This window comes from Xylanibacter ruminicola (assembly GCF_900107775.1).
GTDB classification, from domain to species: Bacteria; Bacteroidota; Bacteroidia; order Bacteroidales; family Bacteroidaceae; genus Prevotella; species Prevotella ruminicola_C.
The window spans coordinates 642,560-668,868 of the sequence record NZ_FNRF01000003.1 but is presented as its reverse complement, the minus strand read 5'-3'; the positions used below and the strand labels follow the sequence as shown (position 1 = coordinate 668,868).

The window sequence follows — 26,309 nt, the reverse complement described above, 5'->3', positions numbered from 1 at the left end:
AAAGGATTCGCATGTGGCATTATATGTTATTTAACCAGATTATCATCAGAATCAACATAATGGTCGGCCTGGTGAAAAATACGCCCAATACCTTTGCATTAAACTTAACGTGATCCAAGAAACTATTCAATAGAGATTGCTCACCAATAGTTCCATATCCAGTTACAGCCTTACAGCGACGATCACGAACGAACACTATCTTTCCATATTTCTTCAATGAAAGAGCCATAGAACCATCCTCACCTCGGATTATATCAACACGGTAGCCCTCCTTCTTTCCTAACTCCGCATCGTAAGCAAAAACCAAGCCACGCACGCTTAATTCTGGACGTTTAAAATGTTGAATCCACAAAAATAGATCCCTACAAATCTCATACAATCGTAGTCCAAGTTTTGAATGATTTGCATCTGGGAAATAAGTCCATGTTGCAGAAACAGCCACAACATCAGGTTTCATCAACTGCTCTAACATCAATTCGTAATACATAGGTGGATATAAAGTATCACTATCCACATCAAAATAGTATTTTCCTTTGGCATGCTGGAGGCCGCAACGACGAGCATATCCACAACTATGTTGGTATTCTGTATAATAAGGAATACCCGATTTCTCAAATATCTCAGATGTACGATCCTGTGAATCATTATCCACACCGATAATCTCAACCGGATATTTGCATTTTATCTCACTCAAAGCCCAAAGACATGCCTGAAGATGCTTTTCTTCATTATATGCAATCACAACTATACTGACTATCGGCACATCACTCTGCAATGCCGCCAACCTATCATGAGTACCATTGACGATATCCTGCGGAACATCACCGAATGGTATTCCATAAATCGACAAATATTTTTCGTACCAGTTTACCATTTCTAATTATTAATGCTACAAAGATAAGAAAATAATTTATGATTTCAAAGAAAACAGAGAAAAATATTTAAAATCAAAATTTAATAGTATCCCATCAATTGGGGTATTTATTAATTAAATACCTGATTTTCAAAAAGATAGAACGTTTTATCTTAATTTATTTTTTTTACTGCCTCATATATAAGATAACACAGGATATGAAATGTCTGAAATACTATATTCTCGTAACTAATGTCTCTCCCCCCGGACTATGAGCTCTGGGGCACAACACTTTTCTATAATACTCTTTTATATTTTCCTAGTAGTTTTACGCATGACATTATTAAAGGGAATGACATTCGATTCAACAACCAAAAGAACATATTATGGAAAAGCTTTCTACGAAAATGAAGGATCTCAATCAAGCTTAACGGGTGCTGCAAAATATAGCGAATCTCTGAATATGAAATGGGGGGAAATATTCTACCCGAAGACTTCAAAACATAACAAACGATATAAAAACTATTCATTTCCAAATTATAACACAAATATGGAAGATATGGTTTGTCAAGCAATGCCTTACATCTGTTTTTAAGATATCCTATTGTCTGAACATTCTTCATTATTTCTGTTTTATCTAGCACTGCCCTATCCTGATAATGCGAAAGAGAACCTGACCGACATATATAATGATAAGTTATCTTGGATAAAAGGGCACCTCTTTTTACTTTTGTAACCATCTCATAACTAAAAGCCAAATCTTCCCAAAAAATAGCATTGATAAAACGCAACTGATTAGAGCGTAAGAAATCCATGTTCATCAAACAATTGCAAACTGAAATTTGGAAAGAGCTATAATTCTTGAATGCATAATATGCCATTTCATTATCTGATAGAAGGTATATATCAGGAAATACATATAGCTGATCTGGATGAAAATGCACTTTGTCTATTCTTTTTAATGAGCCATAGACAACATCCAATTGTTTATCCCTCATTTCATCTACTAAACACTGAATAGCATCAGATTCCAACAAATCGTCCGAATCAAGAAAAAACAGATACCTACCTCTAGCTTCATCCAGAATACGATTTCGAGAACCACCAGCTCCGACATTATGAAAGTTACATATGATACGAATACAATTTCCACGAGGATGTTCTGCTTTTAGTCTGTTAACGACATCCATAGAACCATCCTCTCCACAGTCATCAACAACAAGAAACTCAATGCTTTGGAAAGTCTGATTCAGCGCTGAAATCAACGTATTTTCAATGAAGTCAACAGCTCTATATACTGGTATACCTATCGTTACATCGTATTGCATGTTTACAAATTATCAAATAAAGATTTCCACAACATAGCTATTTGATCTATTTCGTAACGACGAACATTTTGAGCTGCACGATTTGCCATTTCGATTCTTATTTCCGGATTCGTCATTAATTTAACCATAATGGTTGCCAATTCATCAACATTTCCATTCTCAACAAGCACACCGTCATTGCCATTATCTATAATAGAGCGTGGTCCCCATGGACAATCAAATGAAACAACAGGAAGGCCACAGGCCATAGCTTCAACAATAACAAGTCCAAATCCTTCGAAACGAGAACTACATACAGCCAGCGAGCTATGTACATATTCAGAGTGGACATCAGATGTCCTTGCATTCAATTTACATCTCATCCTATCTATATTCAACCGATCTATCTGCTGCTCATACTCAGTGCGATTACCATCACCAAATATTACCAACTGCCAATCAGTACACTCTGCTTGGACCTTAGCCCAAGCAGACAACAAGAAATCATATCCCTTTTCATGGCAATATCTTCCTACTGCAATAACTCGCTTTTCTGTCTGTGGACTCATTCTACTTGGAGAAAAAGACAGAGGATTGGGAATTGTTACAACATTATCCAGTTCTTTCCATGCAAGCTTATCATAGTCAGTCAAGACAACCAATCGTTCCAACTTCTTTAACTTATTGATCAAACTGTACATCCACAATTTGGAGAACAACAATTTAAATATATTTGAACGACTTTCTTCAAAATTTCTATAATTCTTTCGGTTAATATGTAATTCACCAACCTTTTTACTACCATCTTTAACTGATGTAATGAAATTTATCTCACGACGAAGCAAGCTAATAGTTATGTCGGGACGAATTCGCATCAATTCTGTCGTCAATGACTTCTTAAAGAGACGTTGTTTTCTCAAATAAATAATTATTTTCTTGAAGAAAGAACATGTCCATAGCTCCTCAAAGTTAATATCCAAATTAATAACTTTCACTTTATCAGACAAAGAATAAAACAAAGGCTTTCCTTTACCCTCTGTTAAGATTATCGTAATATCATATCCAAAGTGTTCTGCAAAATAATTTGCTTTGAGCGTCAATACACGCTCAACACCTCCTGCCATATACAACGCTGGAGTACAATATACGATTTTATATGGTCTGTTGCCATCTATCATGATGCAAATATACAAAAAAAAACACAAACATCTTTGTTTTTTGAAGAAAAAAATGTATTTTTGCCCCAAAAACAACAATGAGGCATATTTGTTTAATAGTTGATAGTATATTCTCTATAGGGGGCGTGCAAAGAGTTACAGCCGTTATTGCCAAAGAATTGGCAAAAAACTACGATGTAACAATTATGACTTTTGATAAACCAGAAATTGAGGACACCACTCTTTACGACTTGAATAAAGCCTCTATAAAATATAGATATATAAAATATCCGAAAACAAATACATTCAAAAGAAAAATCTGTAAGATATATAGCGGATTATATATAAAACTCCGCCCTCAAATGAAATGGTGTTCCGATCTCTATGCCAAGAGTTCTTTTCCTTCGGAATTAAGACATTACCTAACAAAAGAATTAAAAAAAGAAAACTTCGATACCATCATTGGAGTTCACGCGCCTTTGGCAGCAAGATTAGCAACCATAAGAAATAGTTTTCCTAACACAAAACTCATTGGATGGATACATAATTCTTATGAAGCATTATTCAGTGATGAATCACTATATATTGGATCCGAAAGAAAACGACATTATGTTTACCAATTTAAGAAACTTGATGAAGTTGTGGTGTTATGTCATCATGATGCTGATTTATATCATCTATATGATCACAATTTTTCACCAACAGTAATATACAACCCCTTAACACTTGAACCTGGCTTCATCTCTAAAGGAGAATCAAAACGATTCCTTGCCGTTGGACGATTCTCAAAAAAACATAAAGGATTTGATTTACTTATTGAAGCTTTCCATTTATTTGCGGAGAATAACAACGAATGGAAACTAGACATTGTTGGAGAAGGTATAGAAGAAGCACTTTACAAACAACTTATAAAAAAATATCATTTGGAAGAAAGAGTATTAATACATCCATTTACTAAAGATATACAAAAGTATTATACAGAAGCACAAATTTATGTTTTGAGTTCACGCTGGGAAGGATTTGGACTGGTCTTGGTTGAAGCCATGGCTCATGGCCTACCAGTGGTTTCATCTGACCTACCAACGAGTTTGGAAATCATGGGCAATTTTGGCATATATTTTAGGAATGGAGATTTTGCCGATTTAGCACTAAAGTTAGAAGAAGCGACACGTATAGATTGGAATAAAGAATCAGAAAATGCTTTGGCGATTGCACAAAAATTTGATATAAAAAGTATTACTTCACAATGGGAAAAACTCATCGAAAAGGAGAATTAACACTCTTCTATCACTTTTCTCATTTGAATCTTCCATGAAAGGCGTTCAACTGTTTTACGAATATCTTCGGGCTTGAAGTAATGATTATCTACAAAATCAATTATCTGCAGGACATCTATTGGAGATTCATCTGCAGGCGCTTTCAATATATAAGATTGGCGATCGAAATCACTATCTTGTTCACTATAGATAAAAGGTATTCCACGAGTGGCATATTCACGATTTTTCAAAGTTTTAATAACAGTAATACCACTTCGATGCCGACCTAAACTACCAACAGCAAAACAGCACTGATTAAATACTTCGTCAAGCTGATCACCAAAAAGTTGTCCATGAAAAACAATACTATCCTGAACTCCATATTTATCGATGATAGCCTGCAATCCCGGATGAAATTGATTTGCTTTGTATCTCTCATTAGGATGAACGCCACCAACAATATGGAACACGACCTTACGAGGGTTCTTTGTATTTCTATAATACTCACCTATCCCAGACACCATACGATCAAAAGCATGCCAAATATGGACTTCTGCAACGCCTATCAAATGGATAGATCCATCAGCAGGAGCATGATAATTATGCAAAGGTATACTGTCAAAATCAACACCATTACTTATTCGGATAGTGCGTTGGCCAAAAATCTGTTCAGCATCAGAGAACGTCACAATACCAACCATCTCCTTTGCCAATCGATTCCGGAACAACTGATCTATTTTCAATTCATAACGCTGTTTTCTAGAAAACAAAACAAACTCTTGATCATACGGATAGGTTGGAATCTCTGTAACACACTTAATTCCTAATTTGTTTAGTTTCTTAAAGAAATGAATCAGAAACGGGTTCGCATTCTGAGCACAACGAGCATATACGAACTCTATATGATGTTGTTTGCAATATTCATACACACAGTTGTAGTCGATGCGCTGACGGAGTCCTGCTATTGCACCTTTTCCGTAATCCTTGATAACTTGTCCATCAACATAGCGACATCTGTGTCCATTATCAGAAAAGTCGTAATAGCATAGATGCACTTCGTGACCATTTTCACGAAGTCCCTTTACCTGGTAATGAATCTTCTTAGTAATGCCACTGGCATCAGAAAAGCCGTGATAAACAAGGAAAAGTATGCGCATAATAATATTTTTGCTGCAAATTTAGCATAAAATTTGGAAAAATCCAAAAATATTTGTACTTTTGTCAACGATAATTTGGCTGATTATACATGTATGAAGAGAATTTGCTTTATAACAGATAGTATTTTTAAGTCGGGCGGCATGCAGAGAGTGACTGCCGTGATTGCAGAGGAGCTGACTAAATATTATGATGTAACCATCGTAAGTTTTGAGGATCCAAAGCAACAAGACTTATCGATGTATAGTTTGAAAGACTATCCCGTGAAGGTGGTGTTTACACACTTTCCTGAACTAGGCAAATGGAAACGTATGTCGTATAATATCTATAGCTATCTGTATAAAAATCTTCTGCCTAAAACAGCCTTGACTTCGGATTTGTATGCTCACAGTTCTTTCTCGAGAGAAAAACGCGAGGCAGTGGTGAAGGTGTTGAAAGAAGGCGATTTCGACACGATTATTGCCGTCAACTCGTATCTCTCTATGCGATTGGCCACCATCAAGAGAGACTTGGGTGGTGTGAAAGCCATCGGCTGGATATACAACTCGTTTAATGCTTTCCTGAGAGAGGCATCACCTTACTTGGGTACTGAGTTAAAATACCACTACGGCCGACAGTTACAGAAGTTGGACGAAACCGTGCTGCTGTATCTGCAGGATTCGGAGATGTACTATCATGCCTACGGATTCTCACCATTTGTGATTCCAAATCCACTAACACTCAAACCAGGCGCTCCGTCGACTGGAAAGAATAAGCGATTCTTAGCTGTAGGAAGATTAACCCCAAAACATAAGGGATTTGACCTGCTGATAAAAGCTTTCGACAAGTTTGCCCAGCGCAATTCCGACTGGTATCTGGATATTGTAGGAGACGGACCAGAGAAGGAAGCACTGAACAAGATGATAGAGAATCGCTATCTGACGAAAAGAATAAAGATACACCCATTTACCGAGAACATCCAGATGTTCTACTCGCAGGCCAGCATCTATGTATCGAGTTCGAGATGGAAAGACTTCGGACTGGTACTGGTACAGGCTATGGCACATGGACTACCCGTAATTTCGTCGGACCTGCCATCGAGTAAAGAAATTCTGGGCGATTTCGGCATGTACTTTAAGAATGGTGATGTGGATGATCTGGCCAAACGACTGGAGGAAGCCACTTACATGGATTGGCAGTTAAAATCGAACGAGGCAATTATGATATCGCAACGTTTCAATGCGAACGTGATTGCTGAGCAATGGAAGACGCTGATAGAAAGTGATGGACAACGAAACCGTAAGAGCAAATTTAAAAAATAGTCCCAAGCTTAAAAAGCTGATTGACTGGGTGATTATGAACCAGGTGCAGACAAGACCACGCTGGTTCATAAGATTATTGGCTCCATTATACCAGAACCGCGGTAAGCACTCGGTGATTCACCATTCGGCCAGGATGGACACGCCACCCTACCGTAAATTCTCACTTGGAGATTACTCGGTGGTAGAATCGTTTGCCTGCATCAACAATGCCGTGGGTGATGTGCTGATTGGCGATTACACCAGAATAGGTCTGCACAATACGATTATCGGGCCGGTAAAGATTGGTCACCATGTAAACTTAGCGCAAGGCATTACCGTAACGGCACTGAACCACAATTTTGATGACACCAACAAACGGATAGACGAGCAAGGTGTAAGCACCAATGCCGTAACCATCGAGGATGACGTATGGATTGGAGCGAACGCCGTGATACTGCCTGGTGTAACAATAGGTAACCATTGCGTAGTGGCAGCAGGTGCAGTAGTAACCAAGGATGTACCACCCCACTCGCTTGTAGCAGGGGTACCTGCAAAAGTTATCAAGCAAATATGAGAATAGGTATCGAAGCGCAAAGGGTGTTCCGCCGTAACAAGCACGGTATGGACTACGTGGTTCTGCAAGAGATTAAAGAGCTACAGCAGATAGACACGCAGAACGAGTACTTTGTGTTTGTGGCACCTGGTATTGACCAATGCCTGAAGGATACCAAAAACGTACACATCATCGTTATCGGCGAAAGCTTTTATCCTGTTTGGGAACAAATAACCCTTCCGAGGGCTGTAAAGAAATACCATCTTGACATCCTGCACTGCACCAGTAATACAGCGCCGATATTCTGCGACGTACCATTGATACTGACGCTGCACGACATTATCTTCTTAGAACCAAGAGACAAGAACAACAAGTCTGTCTACCAGAACCTAGGCTGGCTGTACCGACGCAAGGTAGTACCAAAGATTCTGCAGAAATGTCGCCGTATCATCACAGTGTCGAACTTTGAGAAACAGAATATCATTAACAAACTGCACATCCCCGAAGAGCGGATGGCGATGATTTATAATGGCTATAACGAATGGTTCAAACCTTTAAGGGATGTGGCAGATATCTACCAATCGTATATCGAAAAGCCCGGCTATTTCTTCTTCCTAGGTAACACCGACCCCAAGAAGAATACAGAGCGTACACTGATAGCTTATTCGAAATACCTGAAGGAATCGACCGTAAGACGCAAGTTACTGATGGCAGATTTAGACCAGACCTACCTGAATGGCATTATTGAACGAAACAACATTGAGAACATCAGACCGCATATCGTGATGCCAGGTTATATCGTAAACAGCGATCTGCCATACATCTATAACAGCGCCTTTGCCTTTCTGTACACCTCGCTCAGAGAGAGCTTTGGTATTCCACTCCTTGAGGCGATGGCCTGCGGTACACCCGTGATTACTTCGAACACCTCGTCGATGCCAGAGATTGGTGGCAGCGAGGCTATCCTCATCAACCCAGAGAATCCTGATGAGATTGCCGCACAGATGTTACGTCTGGAATACGACGAAGCCTACTATGAGGCACAAAAAGAGATTGGACTAAAAAGAGCAGAAATGTTCTCATGGCGTAAAACCGCGGAGCAACTGCTAAAACTTTACGAAACGGTTTACAAAGAGCTACCGAATTCCAACATCAGCTGACGAGCATCGGGGTTGTTCTGGGTATTTAAACGGTAATACCCACGACGACCTGTGGACTCGATGAGCGACTGAGGCGACTTGGAATTCTTAAGCAGATACTGCTGCACATATGCACGGATTTCATTGAGATCGGGTGTGTAGAAAAAACTCAAATTCATATTATACACATGCTTGGACACCTGCATAACGCTGATGCCCTTATCACCCACACTGGTAAGTATACTTAATATCTGCTGATCGTATGTCATTATATTCGCTTAAAAAAGGCCGGTAAAAGCGATTACCGACCTTTTTCTATCATTCGTTAAAAGGCTTAAGCCAATGTAACTTTTTCACCATCATTAGCGAGCTTGCCCTCCTTGAAGAGCCAACCCAAACCGAGAAGAGTCTCCTCCTCAGAAATCTTTGCAGCCTTAGCAATCTCCTTTACAGTGAGAGCCTTACCTGCTGCTGCAAGTGCCTGATATACATCACCTGCCTTGAAACCTACATTCTCAGCGTTGATTGCGAGAACTGCCTTTGCAGCTGCCTTAGGAGCTGCGGCCTTCTTTACGGTTGTCTTTTTAGCTGCGGCTGCCTTTGTCTCAGTAGCCTTCTTTGCTGTTGCTTTCTTTTCTGCCATAGTTCTAAAAAATTAATACTCTATTTGAAGTGTTATACTTCTGTTAATTTTCGAATGCAAAAATACCGCTTTTATTCCGGACAACTTGCTGATTTTTAGGCTTTTTTAGCAGAATGTAAATTATTCTTGATGTAGGTCAACCATCAGGTTCAGTTCGTCAAGTTGTTTCTGATCCAACTCACCTGGGGCATCGAGCATCACGTCGCGACCGCTGTTATTCTTGGGGAATGCGATACAATCACGGATGCTGTCGAGGCCAGCCATGAGGCTGACGAAACGATCGAGACCGAAGGCCAGACCTGCGTGAGGAGGTGCTCCGTACTTAAAGGCATTGATAAGGAATCCGAACTGAGCCATAGCACGCTCGGGAGTGAAGCCCAGAATCTGGAACATCTTTTCCTGCTGCTTGCCATCGTGGATACGCAGTGAACCACCACCGACTTCGACACCATTGCAAACAAAGTCGTAAGCTACGGCACGGACCTTAGCAGGATCGGTATCCAACAGAGGAATATCGTCGGGGTTAGGCATCGTGAATGGGTGGTGAGTAGCCATCAGGCGCTGCTCCTCATCGCTCCACTCAAAGAGTGGGAAGTCGACAATCCACAAGCATACGAACTTATCCTTATCGCGCAGTCCGAGACGGTCGCCCATCTCCAGACGGAGTGTGCAAAGCTGTACACGGGTCTTGTTGGCATTGTCGCCACTGAGAATCAGTACAAGGTCGCCATCCTTGGCACCACATGCCTCCTTAACCTGAGCCCAAACCTCAGGAGTATAGAACTTATCGATAGACGACTTAACAGTACCATCCTCGTTGAACTTAACATAAACCAAACCCTTTGCACCTACCTGAGGGCGCTTTACAAACTCGGTGAGCTCATCGAGCTGCTTACGAGAATAGTTAGCACAGCCAGGCACGCAGATACCACCGATATAAGTTGCCTCATTGAATACAGGGAAGGTACCTGTACCCTTGAGCTGATCCATCAGCTCAACAAACTCCATGCCGAAACGCAAATCTGGCTTATCGCTACCGAAGCGACGCATAGCCTCGTGCCATGTCATACGCTGGAGTGCAGGCAGTTCGATACCACGAACCTCCTTGAACAGATGACGAGCGAGATCCTCGAAAATCTGGAGTACATCCTCCTGATCAACGAACGACATCTCACAGTCGATCTGAGTAAACTCAGGCTGACGGTCGGCGCGCAGGTCTTCATCACGGAAGCACTTGGCAATCTGGAAGTAACGGTCGAAACCTGATACCATCAGCAACTGCTTCAGGGTCTGTGGTGACTGTGGCAGGGCATAGAACTGACCTGGGTTCATACGTGAAGGAACCACGAAGTCGCGAGCACCCTCAGGTGTAGAACCAATCAGGATTGGGGTCTCTACCTCGATAAAGTTCTGAGCATCGAGGAAGTTACGAATCAGGATGGTCATGCGGTGACGCAGTTCGAGATTTTTACGAACAGCAGCACGGCGCAGATCAAGATAGCGATACTTCATACGGATATCATCACCACCGTCGGTATTGTCCTCGATGGTAAATGGAGGTGTGAGACTCTCGCTCAGCACGTTCAGTTCCTTTACCAGAATCTCAATATCACCAGTTGGCATCTTGGGATTCTTACTCTGGCGCTCGCTTACCTCACCCTTAATCTGAATACAAAATTCACGACCAAGTTTGTTGGCACGCTCGCACAGTTCAGCATCGTCAGCCTCGTTGAAAACAAGCTGAGTCAAGCCATAACGATCGCGAAGATCAACGAAGGTCATACCACCCATCTTACGACTTCGCTGTACCCATCCGGCCAGTGTTACAACACTACCGGCATCCTGGAGCCTAAGCTCTCCACAAGTCTTACTTCTGTACATATTTAATTGCTATTTATTCATTTAAGGTGCAAAATTACATAAAAAATTGATAATAGACAAACATATTTCTTAATTCTTCGTCATTAATTCATATTTTTATAGTAACTTTGCACTGATTTAATCATTTAAACGACAAAAAGATGAAAAAGATTGCATTTATAGCATTGATGCTGGTTTGCGGATTAACAGCCGCATTAGCACAGAAACCTGCTGAAATCAAGTTCGATAAACTGACACATGATTTCGGTAGTTTCTCTGAGAAAAGTCCTGTTGTTACTTACACCTTCACCTATACCAACGTAGGCGAGCAGCCATTGGTTATCAATCAGGCAGTGGCCAGTTGTGGCTGCACCGTACCCGAGTACACCAAGGCTCCTATCAAGCCAGGCGAGAAAGGCGCGATTAAAGTAACCTATAACGGCGCAGGCAAGTTCCCCGGCCATTTCAAAAAGTCGATCACTATCCGAACCAATGGCGTGGTAGAGATGACTCGCCTCTATATTGAAGGCGAGATGACAGAGAATTAAAAGGCGTAAGAAAAGCCAACCGAGCTATACTCTTTGAACTGCAGGTAGCCCAGGTCATCATCCTTCTTACCTGTATCGTCGAAGCGAGGGAAGAGGAACAGGTTAGCTGAGATATATTTTGATACTCGCAGAGCAAAAGTGTTTTCCCACTCAATCTCTGTACGCTTATACGATGTGAATGCATAGAGGCGCGACTTCCATGTAATCACATCGTTTATTTTCCAGCTTACATCAGCAGTGAGCTGCGAACCGAAATCAACCAACGAGTGCTTACCTTCCTTCAAACCATTGTCGGTGGCCAGCGACAAGCGATCCACATAGCGATAGTTGATAGCCAATGGCGACAGGTTGACGGTACCCGACCATTTCTTATCCTTGGTAGCCAGTTTGTAATCCATACCAAGACCGAAGTTGAGGTTGAATGGCGACATAAAATCGGAATAGACATTACGATCGTTTGACTTCAAACCCTGTGTAAACTGGCTATAAGCCAGAACCTGCAAGGTATAGTACCAATTCTTGGCAGCCTGCAAGCCGACCTTACTGGTGAGACGAATCAGGTCCTCATTCGACTTGAACTTATGAATCGAGTCTGTACGTGAACGCAGGAAACCTAGTTTCATCTCCAACTTATTATCCCACTTCCATTTGTTACGGTTATCGTAGTTGGCCTCTAAGGTCAGCGAACCCACCATCGAGTAGTTACTTTCACCACCCTTATACCAGTTACCACTTACATAGTTCTGCATAAACTGCAGATAGCCATCACCTTTCTTTGTCCAGAAATCAGGCTTCTGAACCAGAATGGTAGTAGGCACATCGTCGGGGGTATCGATAACAGGACTTTCAACCTTTTCAACCAGCTTTACCTGGTTCTTAATGGGCTGATCCACATCCTTACGAATATTTCCTGTTTTCTGGAGTTCCGACTCGGTGGTATTCACCAGATCAGGACGGTTCAGATAAATATGCAACAAGGCTTCGTCGATAGCATCAGCCACAGGGTCCTGACCAGCCGAATCGGGCTGGATTGAAAGTGATTTGTTTGCCACATTGTGGTAGAAAGTGACTGGTGCGAACAAACGAAAATAGCGTCCGTCTAATGTATCTTTTGGTTGAGCAGCAGAGGCGCTAAGCACCCAAAATGCTGCGAATAACAATGCAACTTTTCTCATATCTGGTGCAAAGATACAATTTTTTGGCTATAGAATGCATTCTTTTCGCATTTTTTTCGTAATTTTGCACCTTGATTTACGCGTACATTAATAAAAAAGCAAAATAGAAATGAATAAAGACACTATTATCGGCTTCGTCCTCATTGCGCTGGTGCTTATCGGCTTCAGCTGGTACAACCAGCCTTCGCAGGAGGAAATGGAAGCTGCGAGAAAACAAGACAGCATTGCTACAGTGATGCAACAGGATGCCGCCAAGAAGCAGAAGGCTGAAGCGGCAGCACGTAAAGCACAGGCTGCAGCAGCTGCTCAGGGTGACACAACAGCATTGTTCTATGCCGCACTGAACGGTAAGAACCAGCCCGTTGTTCTGAAGAACGACAAGGTTGAGCTGACCTTCAACACAAAAGGTGGTACACTTGCTAAAGCAGTGATTAAAGGTTTCGAGAACCTGGAAGATGGTATGGGTGTAACACTCTTCGACGAGAATACCCAGCAGATGAACTTTATGCTGGCTGGTAAGTCGGAGAACATCATCACCAAGGATTTGTTCTTCACGCCATCAAACGTTACCGATTCTACTCTCACCATGACTGCTCAGGCTGGCAATGGTGGTAGCATCGAATTCAACTACGTTCTGGGCAAGGACTACATGCTGCACTTTAATGTAAAGGCCAACGGACTGCAGGGTATGTTTGCTCCTAACTATCAGGAGATGAGCATTGAGTGGACCGATATGGCCCGTCAGCAGGAGAAGGGCTTTACCTTCGAGAACCGTTACACTTCGGTTACCTACAAGGAGAAGAATGGCGGTACCGATTATCTGAGCGAGACATCTGAAAAGATTGACGAAAATATTGATGAAGCTTTGGACTGGGTGGCTTTCAAGAACCAGTTCTTCTCAGCCGCACTGATTGCTAAGGATGAGTTTGCAGCCAATTCACTGCTCACCAGCATTCCCCAGCAGAAAGGTTCTGGCTATCTGAAGCAGTTTAACGCCAAACTGAAGACAGCCTTCGACCCGACAGGTGCTAAGGCTACTGAGTTCGAGATGTATATCGGTCCTAACGACTTCCGTTTGATTAAGGACGTGGAGCAGCAGAGCGCATTCGGTAAGGACCTCGACCTGGAGCAGTTAGTAAATCTGGGTTGGTGGCTGGTACGCTGGATTAACCGCTGGTTTACCATCTACGTATTCGACTGGCTCACCTCATGGGGCTTCTCAATGGGTATCGTACTGATTCTGATCACCCTGTTGCTGAAGGTCATCACCTTCCCAATGGTGAAGAAGAGCTACATGTCATCTGCTAAGATGCGTGTGCTGAAGCCAAAACTCGACGAGGCTACCAAACAGTACGATAAGCCCGAGGATCAGATGAAGAAACAGCAGGCCATGATGCAGCTTTACTCACAGTATGGCGTATCACCTCTGGGTGGCTGTCTGCCTATGCTGATTCAGTTCCCAATCTGGATGGCTATGTTCTTCTTCGTACCAAACGCTATCCAACTGCGTCGCGAGTCGTTCCTGTGGATTAGCGACCTTTCTACTTACGATCCAATCATCGAATGGGGAACCCAGATCTGGGGTATCGGCGATCACCTGTCGCTTACCTGTATCCTGTTCTGTGTAGCCAACGTGCTTTACAGCTATATGACCATGCGCCAGCAGCGCGACCAGATGGTTGGTCAGCAGGCTGAGCAGATGAAGATGATGCAGTGGATGATGTACTTGATGCCAGTAATGTTCTTCTTCATGTTCAACGATTACTCATCAGGTCTGAACTTCTACTACTTTATCTCATTGTTCTTCTCGGCAGCCATCATGTGGACACTCCGCAAGACTACCAACGACGAGAAACTGCTCGCCATCCTGGAGGCTAAGTACAAGGAGAACAAGAACAATCCTCAGAAGAAGACTTCTGGTCTGGCAGCCCGTCTGGAGGCTATGCAGAAGCAGGCAGAGGAACTGCAGAAACAGCGTATGAACCAACAAAAAAGATAAACTTTATGAAGAAATTCAGAATTCCAGTTTTACTATTGGGAATGATGCTTTTAGCTAATCCCGTTAAAGCAGCAGAAAACGTGAAGATAGGGAAACAGAACATCAAGCTTGCCAGCAATCTGATGACACCCGAGGCACTTTGGGCCATGGGTCGTGTAGGTGCTGCCGAGGCTTCGGCCGATGGTAAGCAGATTGTTTATCAGATTGGCTACTACAGCGTAAAGGCTAACAAGAGTCAGCAGAAGATTGCCATCATCAATGCCGATGGAACAGGCAACACTACTCTGACCACTGGTAGTAAGAGCGAGACCGATCCTACCTGGTACAACGGTAAGATTGCTTTCCTGACAGGTGGACAGTTGTGGACCATGAACCCCGACGGTTCTGACCGCAAGCAGATTTCGAACACCTCGAAACCTATCGAGGGTTTCAAGTTCTCGCCTGATGGCAAGAAGGTGATTCTGCTCCACTCACTCGAGTTCAATGAGATTATCAAGAAGAATCCCGACGACCTACCAAAGGCTACCGGCCGCTTGGTAACCGACCTGATGTATCGTCACTGGGACCACTATGTAGAGAGTATCCAGCACCCCTTCGTTGCAGATGTAACAGAGGATGGCATCAAGGATGGTATCGACATTCTGGAGGGCGAGCCCTACGAGTGCCCCATGGAGCCATTCGGTGGTATCGAGCAGTTAGACTGGGCACCCGACTCTAAGTCGATTGCCTATACCTGTCGTAAGAAGACCGGTCTGGAGTATTCTATCTCAACCGACTCAGATATCTATTTATTTATAATAGGTACGCGCGAGACCAAAAACCTTTGCAAACCTGCCGATTACAAGGCACCAAAGGTTAATCCTACCAAGACCCTGAAGTATCAGAGTGTGAATGCCAAGGAGAACCTAAAGAATAACGTAGGTTACGATCAGAATCCTAAGTTCTCGCCTGATGGCAAGTATATTGCCTGGACTTCGATGGAGCGCGATGGTTATGAGGCTGATCGCCTGCGCCTGTGTGTTTACAACCTGGCTACTGGTGAGAAGAAATATGTAACCGAGAGCTTTGATTCAAGTGTTGAGGACTTTGTTTGGAGCGATTCTAAGGACGCGATGATTTACTTTATCGGTGTTTGGCACGCTACCATCAACCTCTACGCCGTAAACTGGAAGGGAGAACTGAAGCAGTTGACCAACACTTGGGACGACTTTGGACAGATTCACCTGATGAACAATGGAAAGCAGCTGCTGATGGAGCGTCATAACTACACATCACCTGCCGATCTGTATATTGTTACTCCAAACTTCAAGAAGCCTGAGAAGACTCAGACCAAGCAGCTTACTTTCGAGAACAAGCACATCCTTGATCAGCTGGCTAAGCCAACCGTACAGCAGCGTTGGGTAAAGACCAGCGATGGCAAGCAGATGCTGGTTTGGGTAATTCTGCCACCAAACTTCGACGAGAATAAGAAGTACCCCACCCTGCTGTTCTGCGAGGGCGGTCCTCAGAGTCCTGTATCACAGTTCTGGAGCTACCGTTGGAACTTTATGATTATGGCATCACAGGGTTATGTAGTGGTAGCACCCAACCGTCGCGGTCTGCCCGGATTCGGTCAGGAGTGGCTCGAGGAGATCTCTGGCGACTGGACTGGTCAGTGCATGAAGGACTATCTGGCAGCTATCGACGACGCAGCCAACAATCTGCCATACGTAGATAAGGATAAACTGGGTGCCGTAGGTGCATCGTTCGGTGGATTCTCGGTTTACTATCTGGCAGGTCATCACGATAAGCGTTTCAAGGCCTTCATCTCTCACGATGGTGCCTTTAACCTGGAGGCCATGTACACTGAGACCGAGGAGAACTGGTTCTCTAACTTCGAGTACGATGATGCCTACTGGAATAAGGATCGTACCGCAAATGCCGACAAGACTTACAAGAACTCACCTCATCAGTTTGTTGACAAGTGGGATACACCTATCCTTGTGATTCACGGCGAGATGGACTACCGTATCAACGCCACTCAGGGTATGTCGGCCTTTAATGCAGCACGCATGAAGGGTATTCCAGCCGAGCTGCTCATCTTCCCCGATGAGAACCACTGGGTACTGAAACCACAGAACGGTGTACTGTGGCAGCGCACCTTCTTTAACTGGTTGGACCGCTGGTTGAAATAAGCAAGCAATATATTCCCACCTTGGGAACAATTCATTCCCAGTGTGGGAATAATATGTTCCCAAGGTGGGAATAAATACGAAAAGTAATTAAATATAAACAAAATAATGACTCAAGCAATTCAAAAGACCCTTCGCGACAGCGCTGGTATGCGCTGGACTGCGCTTTTACTGCTGGCACTGGCCATGTTCTGTGCCTACATCTTTATGGACATCCTCTCACCTATCAAGGACCTGATGCAGGAGACCCGTGGTTGGGACTCTACCGCATTCGGTACCATGCAGGGCTCGGAGGTATTCCTTAACGTATTCGTGTTCTTCCTCATCTTCGCAGGTATCATCCTCGACAAGATGGGCGTTCGTTTCACCGCTGTGCTTTCTGCTGCTGTAATGGTGGTTGGTGCCTGCGTAAAGTGGTATGCCGTAAGCGAGAGCTTCATGGGAACCGGACTCGAGACTTGGTTTAACAACCATCTTAATTATATCCCCGTATTCGACGAGCTGGGTGTATCGCCATTCTATGCCGGCATGCCTGCTTCGGCTAAGTTTGCAGCCTGCGGCTTCATGATATTTGGTTGTGGCTGTGAGATGGCTGGTATCACCGTAAGTCGTGGTATTGTAAAATGGTTCAAGGGTCGTGAGATGGCTTTGGCTATGGGTTCAGAGATGGCACTCGCCCGTCTGGGTGTTGCTACCTGTATGATTTTCTCGCCTTTCTTTGCCCGTCTTGGTGGTGAGGTTTCAGTAAGCCGTTCAGTAGCCTTCGGTGTTGTACTGATGTGTATCGCTCTCATCATGACCATCGTATATTTCTTCATGGACCAGAAGCTGGATGCACAGACTGGCGAAGCTGAGGAGAAAGACGATCCATTTAAGATCAGCGACCTGGGTAAGATTCTTACCGATGCTGGTTTCTGGATTGTAGCTCTGCTTTGCGTGCTTTACTACTCAGCCATCTTCCCCTTCCAGAAGTATGCTGTAAACATGCTGCAGTGTAACCTGACTCTTACAGCCCCCGATGCTAACTCATTCTGGGCTCAGCCCGATGTTACCATCGTTCAGTACATCATCATGCTGATTGTGGCTGCTGCAGGTTTCGCCTCAAACTTCCAGAAGAAGGCCAACCTGAAGTACGGTCTGCTGGCTCTCTCAATCTTAGCACTTATCACTTACTGCTATATGGGCTTCATGCGTCAGTCAGCCGAGAGTATCTTTGCCGTATTCCCACTGCTGGCAGTGCTCATCACACCTATCCTTGGTAGCTATCTCGACCACCACGGAAAGGCAGCCACCATGCTGGTATTAGGTTCTATCCTGCTGATTGCCTGTCACCTCACCTTCGCCTTCGTTCTGCCTATGTTCAAGGGCAATGCTGTAGGTGGTATCATCATCGCTTACACCACTATTCTGGTGCTGGGTGCTTCGTTCTCACTGGTACCTGCAAGCCTCTGGCCTTCAGTACCCAAGTTGGTTGATGCAAAGGTAATCGGTTCGGCCTACGCTCTGATTTTCTGGATTCAGAACATCGGTTTGTGGTTGTTCCCACTGCTGATTGGTAAGGTACTCGACCAGACAAACCCTGGCGTAACCGATCCAACACAGTTCGATTACACTGCACCTCTGGTTATGCTGGCCTCACTTGGTGTAGCAGCACTCATCCTGGGCTTCGTACTCAAGGTGGTAGATAAGAAGAAAGGTATTGGTCTTGAACTTCCAAACATCACAGAATAATTATGAAAATAGGTTTCGATAACGACAAATATCTCAAGATTCAGTCTGAGCACATCAAGGAGCGCATCGCTCAGTTCGATGGCAAGCTCTACATGGAGTTAGGTGGCAAACTGTTCGACGATCACCATGCATCGCGTGTACTGCCAGGTTTCAAACCCGACAGTAAACTGCGCATGCTGGGCCAGCTGCGCGACAGCATCGAGATTGTCATCGTGGTTAGCGCCGAGGACATCGAGAAGAACAAAGTACGTGCCGACCTCGGCATTACCTACGACGAGGATGTACTGCGCTTGCGCGATGAGTTCATGGGCCGCAACTTCATGGTGGGCAGTGTGGTTATTACCCACTACAACGGTCAGCATGCTGCCGATCAGTTCCGTCATCGTCTGGAGCGCGAGGGTATCAAATCATATATCCACTACCCCATCGACGGTTACCCTCACAACGTGGAGCTGATTGCCAGCGACGAGGGCTTTGGAAAGAACGATTACGTAGAAACCTCACGTCCACTCGTTATCGTAACAGCTCCTGGTCCAGGTAGCGGTAAGATGGCTACCTGTCTGAGTCAGCTCTACAACGAGAACAAGCGTGGCATCCGTGCCGGATATGCTAAGTTCGAGACCTTCCCCGTATGGAACCTGCCTTTGAAGCATCCTGTAAACATCGCCTACGAGGCTGCAACTGCCGACCTGAACGATGTGAACATGATCGACCCCTTCCACCTGGAGGCATACAACAAGACTGCCGTGAACTACAATCGCGACATCGAAATCTTCCCCGTACTCAATGCACTCTTCGAGGGCATCTACGGTGAGAATCCTTACAAGTCGCCCACCGATATGGGTGTGAACATGATTGGTTTCTGCATCAGCGACGATGAGATTTGCTGCAAGGCTTCGAAGGATGAGATCATCCGCCGTTTCTACGATGCTACCAACAAGATGGCCGACGGTGCTGATAACGAGAGCGAGGTAAACAAGATACGTATGCTCTTTAATCAGGCCAAGATTACTACCGCCTTCCGTCCGGTTACCACAGCTGCCTACGAGAAGAAGATCGAGACAGGTCTGCAGGCTGCTGCTATCGAGCTTGAGGATGGTACTATCATCACCGCCAAGTCATCGCCACTGTTAGGTTGCAGTGCCGCTCTGCTTATCAATGCCATGAAACATCTGGCAGAAATAAATCACGAGGAGAAGCTGATACCACAGAGTCTGATTGAACCCGTACAGAAAACCAAGATTGAATACTTAGGTGGTAAGAACCCCCGCCTGCATACCGACGAAGTATTGGTAGCCCTGAGCGTACTCTCTAACGACGACGAGAAATGTCGCAAAGCCTTGGAGCAGTTGCCCAAGCTGCGCGGCTGTCAGGTACACACCACGGTTATGCTGAGCGAGGTTGACCGCAAGATCTTCAAGAAATTAGGTTGTGGATTGACATGCGACCCAGTAAAGAAAAAATAAATAACTCGCCTTTTGCGAGATGGACAGTGCTCATCATCGTGGCAACCGCCATGATGATGGGCTATTTCGTTAACGACGTTATGTCGCCACTCGAAACGCTCCTCGAACTGCCCAAGGAGCAGGGAGGCTTAGGTTGGACACCATCCGACTATGGTTTCTTTTCAGGCGCAGGCAGTTTTATCAATGTTTTTCTGTTGATGCTCTTCTTCTCGGGATTGATTCTCGATAAGATGGGTATCCGTTTTACAGGCACGTTAGCCTGCTCGCTGATGGCCTTAGGCACACTCATTAAGTATTATGCCGTAACGGCCGAATTCGGTAACGAGCCCATAGCATTTCTCGATTATCAGCTGCCCGCCTCAGCCGTTTGGGCATCCTTGGGATTTGCTATATTCGGTGTAGGTTACGAGATGACAGGCATCAGCGTATCAAAAGCTATGGTACGATGGTTCACTGGTCATGAGTTAGCCTTGGCCATGGGCATCCAGTTGGCCATGGCCCGTTTGGGCACCGCTGCAGCCCTGAGTATCTCAGCACCCATCGCCCGCCACTACACACTCTCCATGCCACTATTAATATCGCTGGCATTCTTAATCATCGGTTTGCTGGCATTCCTGGTATTCTGCGTAATGGACCGCAAGTTAGATGATAGTGGACAAACAAAAGAGGATAGCGCTGATAACACTCAGTATGAGGAGCAATTCCATTTCTCTGATATCCTCGTCACCCTTCGTAATCCCGGTTTCTGGCTCATTACACTGTTCTGCGTTCTGTTCTATTCGGCCGTATCGCCATTCCTCAAGTTTTCAACCAAACTGATGGTGATGAAATATGGTGTTGATCCCGATATCGCAGGATTTTTCTCATCGATTGCACCCTTCGGTACCATCCTGATGACACCATTATTCGGACTGATTTACGACCGCTATGGCAAAGGCGTAACCTTAGTGATTACAGGTGCACTTATGCTTACAGCCGTTCATTTTGGTTTCTCACTGCCTATGCACAGCAGCACCATTGCCATCGCCTTGATGGTCACACTCAGCATTGGCTACTCGTTGGCACCTGCCGCCTTATGGCCTTGCGTACCAAAGATTATCCCACTAAAGTGTTTAGGCACCGCTTACTCCATGATTTTCTTTATCCAGAACTTCGGACGTGCTGTGATTCCCATGTGTGTAGGACGAGCTAATGAAACTGATCCTACCTACACTACCTCGATGCTGATTTTTGGATTTACGGCATTAGGCGCAGCTGTAACAGCGATTGCCATACTGGTAATCGACAAGAAAAAGAACTACGGGTTGCAACTGCCGAATATTAAAAAATAAGTCGTACAACTAATGGCAGGTGGTCGCTGAAACCACCCTGGTAACGAGGACCGATATACGTTCTTCGTGGTCGATACCTGCCATATCTGGCATCCTCTTCTAATAAGAACTTCGGTGCGTGAATAAAAACAGTATCCACCTTATTATTAATAGAGGAACTGCCTAATATATGATCGATACTCTCCCACTCGCCTTTGTAACGATAGGTGCCACGAACACCATTGGCACCCTTGGCATGTTTGGTCAGGTTCACCAAACCATGTTGCTCGTACTGTAACAAACTCGGACTAAGGGCATCATCATTAAAGTCGCCCGCAACCATCAATTTGGCATCAGGAGAGATGGCACGGATAGAATCTATCGATTGGCAAAGTCGATCTGCCACAGCCAGTCTGAATGGGCGACTATGTTTCTCGCCACCAAACTTACTGGGCTGATGCACCACAAATACATGGAGTGTATCACCCGAAACAGTTTCGCCACAGGCATACAGTATATCTCGTGTAACACGCATGCCCTCGACAGGATTCACACGAATAGCATAACTACGGATGGGTGCAAACGAAGCTGGCGCATAAAGTAGCGCCACATCAATGCCGCGCTCATCGGGCGAAGAAGTCATCAGATACTGATAGCCGGCATTACGCAACAGCGAGCGACGCGTGAAATCACGCATCACCGAATCGTTCTCAACCTCACATAGTGCCACTAAATCAGGGATACCATTACCTTCATCCGAACACGAAAGCAATTCCTGAGCCACCATATTCAGTTTATGCCAATAACGTTTCGACGTCCAATGTCTGTCTGATTCTGGAAGAAATTCAGTATCCTGCTTACCAGCATCGTGAGTATAGTCGAACAAGTTTTCGCAGTTCAACTCTACAAATGTCAAGAAGCCCGATAACAGCAGACTGAGTATCATTTACGCTTGATTTTCCAGCCAAGACCTGCCACAAGTATACTCGTGATAGGCGACAGGATATTAAAGAAACAATAAGGCAGATAAGTGAGCGTAGCCACACCAAGCACAGTGCTCTGGGTAAGTCCGCAAGTGTTCCAAGGCACCAGTACCGAGGTTACCGTTGCACCATCCTCGCAACTGCGACTCAGCAAACGGGCCTCGTAGCCACCTTTCCTATATACATCCTTAAACATCGAACTGGCCAGCATAATCGACAGGTACTGATCGGCCATCGCGATATTGCAGAACAGCGAGGTGCCAACCGTCGAAGCTACCAACGAAGCTGTACCACGCACCCAGCGCAGCACCACCTTCATCAGGTCGGCCAGCTGTCCGGTTGCTGTCAGCGCACCACCGAAAGTCTGTGCACAGATAATCAGCCAGATGGTCGGCATCATGCCCCCCATACCACTGGTCTGCACCAGATCGTTCAGCATCGGCACACCCGTCTCAATATTCGTACTGCCGTAACATACCTGCATCATACCTTTGTAAGATGACAGGAAACCATCGTGACCCGAAATCTGTCGGATCAGGTCGGGCTGTACCAATAAGCCTACCACAGCTGCCAACAGGATGGCCAAGAACAGTACCACCATCGACGGCCAACGACGCGCAATCATCACACCCGTCAGTACAGGTACAATCAGCAGCCAAGGCGAAATCACAAACGTATGCTGCAAGCCGTCCATAAACTCCTGTACATTGCCATGCCCCGATACGTTCATCATCAGTCCTGCAATCAGGAAGATAGAAAGCGATACCAAGAACGAAGGCACCGTGGTATAAAGCATATAACGGATATGCGTAAACAACGGCGTACCCGATACACTCGAAGCCAACACAGTAGTATCGCTCAATGGCGACAACTTATCACCAAAATAAGCACCTGTGATGATAGAACCGGCAATCCAGCCATCATCAAAACCATGTGCCTTACCGATACCCATCAGCGCTACACCGATGGTAGCAACGGTAGTCCACGACGAACCAATCATCAAACTCACCAATGCACACAGCACACTACTGCTCACCAAGAACACCTCGGGGCGGATAATCTGCATGCCGTAATAGATCATCGTAGGCACAATGCCCGATACCATCCAGGTTCCACCGATGGCACCGATCAACAAAAGGATAATGATAGCTGGTGTACAACTGGCTATCTTATCCGTTATCTCTTTTTCCAGATTCTCCCATTCCAGTCGTTTGGAGAAATGGCCTATTAACACACTAACTGCCGATGCCGCCAACAACGACACCTGACTGGCACCATCTAAAGTTGCGTTGCCAAAAACGGCAACGCAACATGTAATGAGTACTATCAGTACTATGAATGGGATAAATGAAATCATTTAGCAAACTTTTTCGAGACGCTTCATCATAGCGAACATGAATACTGCAGCTACCAAGCAAACGCCCAGGAACACACTCCAGCAGATCCAGAGGGGTACTGCACCCCACAGCAATCCACCTACTACAACAAGCTGATTACCGATGGCAGTAGCAACAAACCAGCCACCCATCATCATACCCTTGTACTTTGGAGGTGCAACCTTTGATACAAATGAGATACCCATTGGGCTGAGCAGCAGCTCACCGAATGTCAGCACCAGATAAACCATAATCAGCAGGTTTGGTGTAACATCAGCTACATGAACAGCAACAGGGTTACCATCAGCACCAACCTCGGTCTGAGGCATTGGCAAGCCAAATGATGAGAAGGCCATCAGTGCATAAGCGATAGCAGCCACAATCATACCATAGGCAATCTTACGGGGAGCAGATGGCTCCTTGCCTTTAGCTGCCAGCGAACCGAAGATAGCCATCGAAACTGGTGTGAGGGCTACTACATAGAAGGGGTTGAACTGCTGGAAGATAGGAGCCGAAACTGTTACTGTACCCTCAGCATCATACTGAATAAACAGGAAAGCCAGTGCCAACACAATCACACCCAGTGAGATACCCTTTGCTTTTGGAGTCTTCGACTGGAACAGTGAGAACGAAGCATACACAATGAATACGATGGCTACCAGGTTCCATACGTCGAAGCACATGGCCTGCAGGCCCTGAGCACTCTGAGCAGTAAACTCATCGGCAAAGTATGTGAGCGACAAACCGTTCTGGTGGAAGGCCATCCAGAAGAAGATTACCACAGCAAATACCAGGCAAAGAGCCACAATACGCTGCTTGGTTTCCTCCTTGGTGAGCTCAGGCTCGGTGCTTGCAGCATCAGCCTTAGCAGCCTTCTTAGTTCCACCCTCAGTATGACGGAAGGTTGAACGGAACATGTAATAGATGGCAATCGAGAGTACCAGCGATGCACATGCCACAGCAAACGAGAAGTGGTAAGCATCGTTAGATGAATAACCAAGCACGGTCTCGGCATACTCCTTGATACGGATGGCAGCAGTAGGTGCAAACAGGGCACCGATGTTGATAGCCATGTAGAAGATAGAGAAACCGGCATCGCGCTTATCCTTATACTGCGGATCGTTATACAAGTCACCCACCATTACCTGCAGGTTACCCTTGAACAAACCGGTACCAAAACCAATCAGCAACAGGGCAGCCAGCATCACTACCAGCGCTACGGTATCGCCACCAAGGGGCACCGACAGCAACAGATAGCCGGCAAACATAATGATGATACCTGTGGTAACCATCTTTCCGAAACCGAACTTATCAGCCAGGATACCACCAATCAGGGGCAGGAAGTAAACCAGCATAAGGAACGAACTGTAGATTGTACCTGCCATAGCTGGCGACAATCCGTAATTAGCTCTCAAGAAAAGAGCAAACACGGCAAGCATGGTATAATAACCGAAGCGCTCGCCTGTGTTGGCCAGGGCCAACGCAAATAAACCTTTGGGTTGATTTTCGAACATAATTAATTATTTATTTGATTTTAGAATTCTTTGTTCTGATGATGTCAAACAGATAAGTACACTTAATCACGATGTTACCGAAGTTAGATCGCGAAAAATAGTCGCGTTTTGTGTTGCCATATATGTTACCTAATCCGTAGTAGTAGCGGCCTTCTATCATGAAATGACCAAAGTGGCGATTGCTGAACTCAAGTCCTGCACCTACCGCAATACCATAATCAAACTTATTCTCGACGGCCATGGTATCCTGTGCCACCACATGCGAGGCACGCAAATCGCCATACAGGTAGTCGGGACCAAATGTACCATTTTCGATAGCAGGATTAAAGGCAGGATCACGTACATCAAAATTACTCTCTACCTTATCGTTCAGATAGAAGCCGATCTGAGGACCCAGATGGATAAAGGCCTGCACACCATTGCGCTCACGGCCCCAGCCCAGTCGGGCCAGCAGTGGTATCTGCACGTAAGTCATCTTACGTTTATACTCCAGATTCTGCGTAGGATCGGTATGCAGGGGCACGGGCTGATCGTTCATATCCCATATCTTTTCCTGCCAACCTATCTGCGCAAAGTTCAGCTCAGCCGTTACGGCACAGATACTGCTGAAATATTTCTCACATGTGTAACGGGCCGTGATACCACCGGTAATGCCACCTAACATCGACTGTGGTACCTTCGACACAAACGACACATTACTCATCACATAACCGCCGTTCACACCAACAGCCAAGTCGTTACGATAGTCGCCTACCTGAGCAACAGCCGCTGCAATGAAAAAATGGAAAAATGAAAAAATTACAAATATACGCTTTATCATCCTTACATCCCTC

General features: G+C 45.0%; 21 protein-coding genes and 1 pseudogene. 10 read left to right on the top strand and 12 right to left on the bottom strand.

Features of this window, described 5'->3' with window-relative positions; all coding sequences use genetic code 11:
• Window positions 1–26: 26 nt before the first annotated feature.
• The 3 genes and pseudogenes from BLU97_RS10130 to BLU97_RS10120 all read right to left on the bottom strand — a co-directional run bounded on the left by BLU97_RS10130 (window position 27) and on the right by BLU97_RS10120 (window position 3,284).
• Window positions 27–874, bottom strand: a pseudogene (locus tag BLU97_RS10130) (glycosyltransferase family 2 protein).
• A gap of 275 nt (window positions 875–1,149) precedes the next feature.
• Window positions 1,150–2,181 carry a glycosyltransferase family 2 protein gene (locus BLU97_RS10125; protein ID WP_074761437.1) on the bottom strand — a complete coding sequence of 344 codons (1,032 nt, stop codon included), beginning with the start codon at window positions 2,179–2,181 and terminating at the stop codon, window positions 1,150–1,152.
• 2 nt (window positions 2,182–2,183) lie between these two features.
• Entirely contained in the window at window positions 2,184–3,284 is a 1,101-nt protein-coding gene (locus BLU97_RS10120) for a glycosyltransferase family 4 protein (RefSeq protein WP_254771700.1), read from the bottom strand.
• 131 nt (window positions 3,285–3,415) lie between these two features.
• Between BLU97_RS10120 and BLU97_RS10115 the strand changes: the two genes are divergently transcribed.
• Window positions 3,416–4,594 (top strand): glycosyltransferase, encoded by a 1,179-nt coding sequence (locus BLU97_RS10115; protein WP_074761435.1) that lies wholly within the window; start codon window positions 3,416–3,418, stop codon window positions 4,592–4,594.
• Here the strand turns inward: BLU97_RS10115 and BLU97_RS10110 are convergent.
• Window positions 4,591–5,730, bottom strand: coding sequence for a glycosyltransferase (locus BLU97_RS10110; RefSeq protein WP_074761434.1), 1,140 nt, complete (start codon window positions 5,728–5,730; stop codon window positions 4,591–4,593). The genes BLU97_RS10115 and BLU97_RS10110 overlap by 4 nt on opposite strands.
• 93 nt (window positions 5,731–5,823) lie before the next feature.
• On the opposite strand from BLU97_RS10110, the gene BLU97_RS10105 reads away from it, so the two are divergent.
• From BLU97_RS10105 to BLU97_RS10095, 3 genes are read left to right on the top strand one after another with little or no spacing between them, the layout of a single operon-like run.
• Window positions 5,824–7,029: a glycosyltransferase gene (locus BLU97_RS10105; protein ID WP_139208987.1), complete on the top strand. Its 1,206-nt coding sequence runs from the start codon at window positions 5,824–5,826 to the stop codon at window positions 7,027–7,029.
• Window positions 6,992–7,582 (top strand): acyltransferase, encoded by a 591-nt coding sequence (locus BLU97_RS10100; RefSeq protein WP_074761432.1) that lies wholly within the window; start codon window positions 6,992–6,994, stop codon window positions 7,580–7,582. Before BLU97_RS10105 ends, BLU97_RS10100 begins: the two co-directional genes overlap by 38 nt.
• Complete coding sequence (locus BLU97_RS10095) at window positions 7,579–8,721, top strand: glycosyltransferase family 4 protein (RefSeq protein ID WP_074761431.1); 1,143 nt, start codon at window positions 7,579–7,581, stop codon at window positions 8,719–8,721. The genes BLU97_RS10100 and BLU97_RS10095 overlap by 4 nt, the downstream gene beginning before the upstream one ends.
• Here BLU97_RS10095 and BLU97_RS10090 read toward each other — a convergent pair.
• The 3 genes from BLU97_RS10090 to aspS all read right to left on the bottom strand — a co-directional run bounded on the left by BLU97_RS10090 (window position 8,688) and on the right by aspS (window position 11,224).
• Entirely contained in the window at window positions 8,688–8,969 is a 282-nt protein-coding gene (locus tag BLU97_RS10090; protein ID WP_013063982.1) for a hypothetical protein, read from the bottom strand. The two genes, BLU97_RS10095 and BLU97_RS10090, sit on opposite strands and share 34 nt — an antisense overlap.
• Before the next feature lie 65 nt (window positions 8,970–9,034).
• The gene (locus BLU97_RS10085; RefSeq protein ID WP_074761430.1) at window positions 9,035–9,343 is read right to left on the bottom strand and encodes a winged helix-turn-helix domain-containing protein; all 309 of its coding nucleotides are present in this window, start codon (window positions 9,341–9,343) and stop codon (window positions 9,035–9,037) included.
• Between the two features lie 120 nt (window positions 9,344–9,463).
• Window positions 9,464–11,224, bottom strand: a complete 1,761-nt coding sequence (gene aspS / locus BLU97_RS10080; RefSeq protein WP_074761429.1) for an aspartate--tRNA ligase — start codon at window positions 11,222–11,224, stop codon at window positions 9,464–9,466.
• A gap of 140 nt (window positions 11,225–11,364) precedes the next feature.
• Here aspS and BLU97_RS10075 point away from each other — a divergent pair, with 140 nt between their 5' ends.
• The gene (locus BLU97_RS10075; protein ID WP_074761428.1) at window positions 11,365–11,751 is read left to right on the top strand and encodes a DUF1573 domain-containing protein; all 387 of its coding nucleotides are present in this window, start codon (window positions 11,365–11,367) and stop codon (window positions 11,749–11,751) included.
• Here BLU97_RS10075 and BLU97_RS10070 read toward each other — a convergent pair.
• Window positions 11,748–12,926 carry a DUF3078 domain-containing protein gene (locus BLU97_RS10070; RefSeq protein ID WP_074761427.1) on the bottom strand — a complete coding sequence of 393 codons (1,179 nt, stop codon included), beginning with the start codon at window positions 12,924–12,926 and terminating at the stop codon, window positions 11,748–11,750. The genes BLU97_RS10075 and BLU97_RS10070 overlap by 4 nt on opposite strands.
• 109 nt (window positions 12,927–13,035) lie before the next feature.
• Between BLU97_RS10070 and yidC the strand changes: the two genes are divergently transcribed.
• The 5 genes from yidC to BLU97_RS10045 all read left to right on the top strand — a co-directional run bounded on the left by yidC (window position 13,036) and on the right by BLU97_RS10045 (window position 21,624).
• Window positions 13,036–14,925, top strand: coding sequence for a membrane protein insertase YidC (yidC, locus tag BLU97_RS10065; protein WP_074761426.1), 1,890 nt, complete (start codon window positions 13,036–13,038; stop codon window positions 14,923–14,925).
• 5 nt (window positions 14,926–14,930) lie between these two features.
• A complete protein-coding gene (locus tag BLU97_RS10060; RefSeq protein ID WP_074761425.1) occupies window positions 14,931–17,099 on the top strand; it encodes an alpha/beta fold hydrolase in 2,169 nt (722 codons plus the stop codon).
• Window positions 17,100–17,204: 105 nt separating this feature from the next.
• Complete coding sequence (locus tag BLU97_RS10055) at window positions 17,205–18,827, top strand: MFS transporter (protein WP_013063985.1); 1,623 nt, start codon at window positions 17,205–17,207, stop codon at window positions 18,825–18,827.
• A gap of 2 nt (window positions 18,828–18,829) precedes the next feature.
• On the top strand, window positions 18,830–20,293 hold the full coding sequence (locus tag BLU97_RS10050; protein WP_033149916.1) for a DUF1846 domain-containing protein: 1,464 nt from the start codon (window positions 18,830–18,832) through the stop codon (window positions 20,291–20,293).
• Window positions 20,269–21,624 (top strand): MFS transporter, encoded by a 1,356-nt coding sequence (locus BLU97_RS10045; protein WP_074761424.1) that lies wholly within the window; start codon window positions 20,269–20,271, stop codon window positions 21,622–21,624. The genes BLU97_RS10050 and BLU97_RS10045 overlap by 25 nt, the downstream gene beginning before the upstream one ends.
• Here BLU97_RS10045 and BLU97_RS10040 read toward each other — a convergent pair.
• Genes BLU97_RS10040 through BLU97_RS10025 form a run of 4 tightly spaced genes read right to left on the bottom strand, consistent with a single transcriptional unit; the run spans window position 21,614 to window position 26,296 of the window.
• Entirely contained in the window at window positions 21,614–22,549 is a 936-nt protein-coding gene (locus BLU97_RS10040) for an endonuclease/exonuclease/phosphatase family protein (RefSeq protein WP_074761423.1), read from the bottom strand. The genes BLU97_RS10045 and BLU97_RS10040 overlap by 11 nt on opposite strands.
• Complete coding sequence (locus BLU97_RS10035) at window positions 22,546–23,943, bottom strand: Na+/H+ antiporter NhaC family protein (RefSeq protein ID WP_028907628.1); 1,398 nt, start codon at window positions 23,941–23,943, stop codon at window positions 22,546–22,548. The genes BLU97_RS10040 and BLU97_RS10035 overlap by 4 nt, the downstream gene beginning before the upstream one ends.
• The gene (locus tag BLU97_RS10030; protein ID WP_074761422.1) at window positions 23,944–25,476 is read right to left on the bottom strand and encodes a peptide MFS transporter; all 1,533 of its coding nucleotides are present in this window, start codon (window positions 25,474–25,476) and stop codon (window positions 23,944–23,946) included.
• 10 nt (window positions 25,477–25,486) lie between these two features.
• Entirely contained in the window at window positions 25,487–26,296 is an 810-nt protein-coding gene (locus BLU97_RS10025; protein ID WP_074761421.1) for a porin family protein, read from the bottom strand.
• Between the last annotated feature and the right edge of the window lie 13 nt (window positions 26,297–26,309).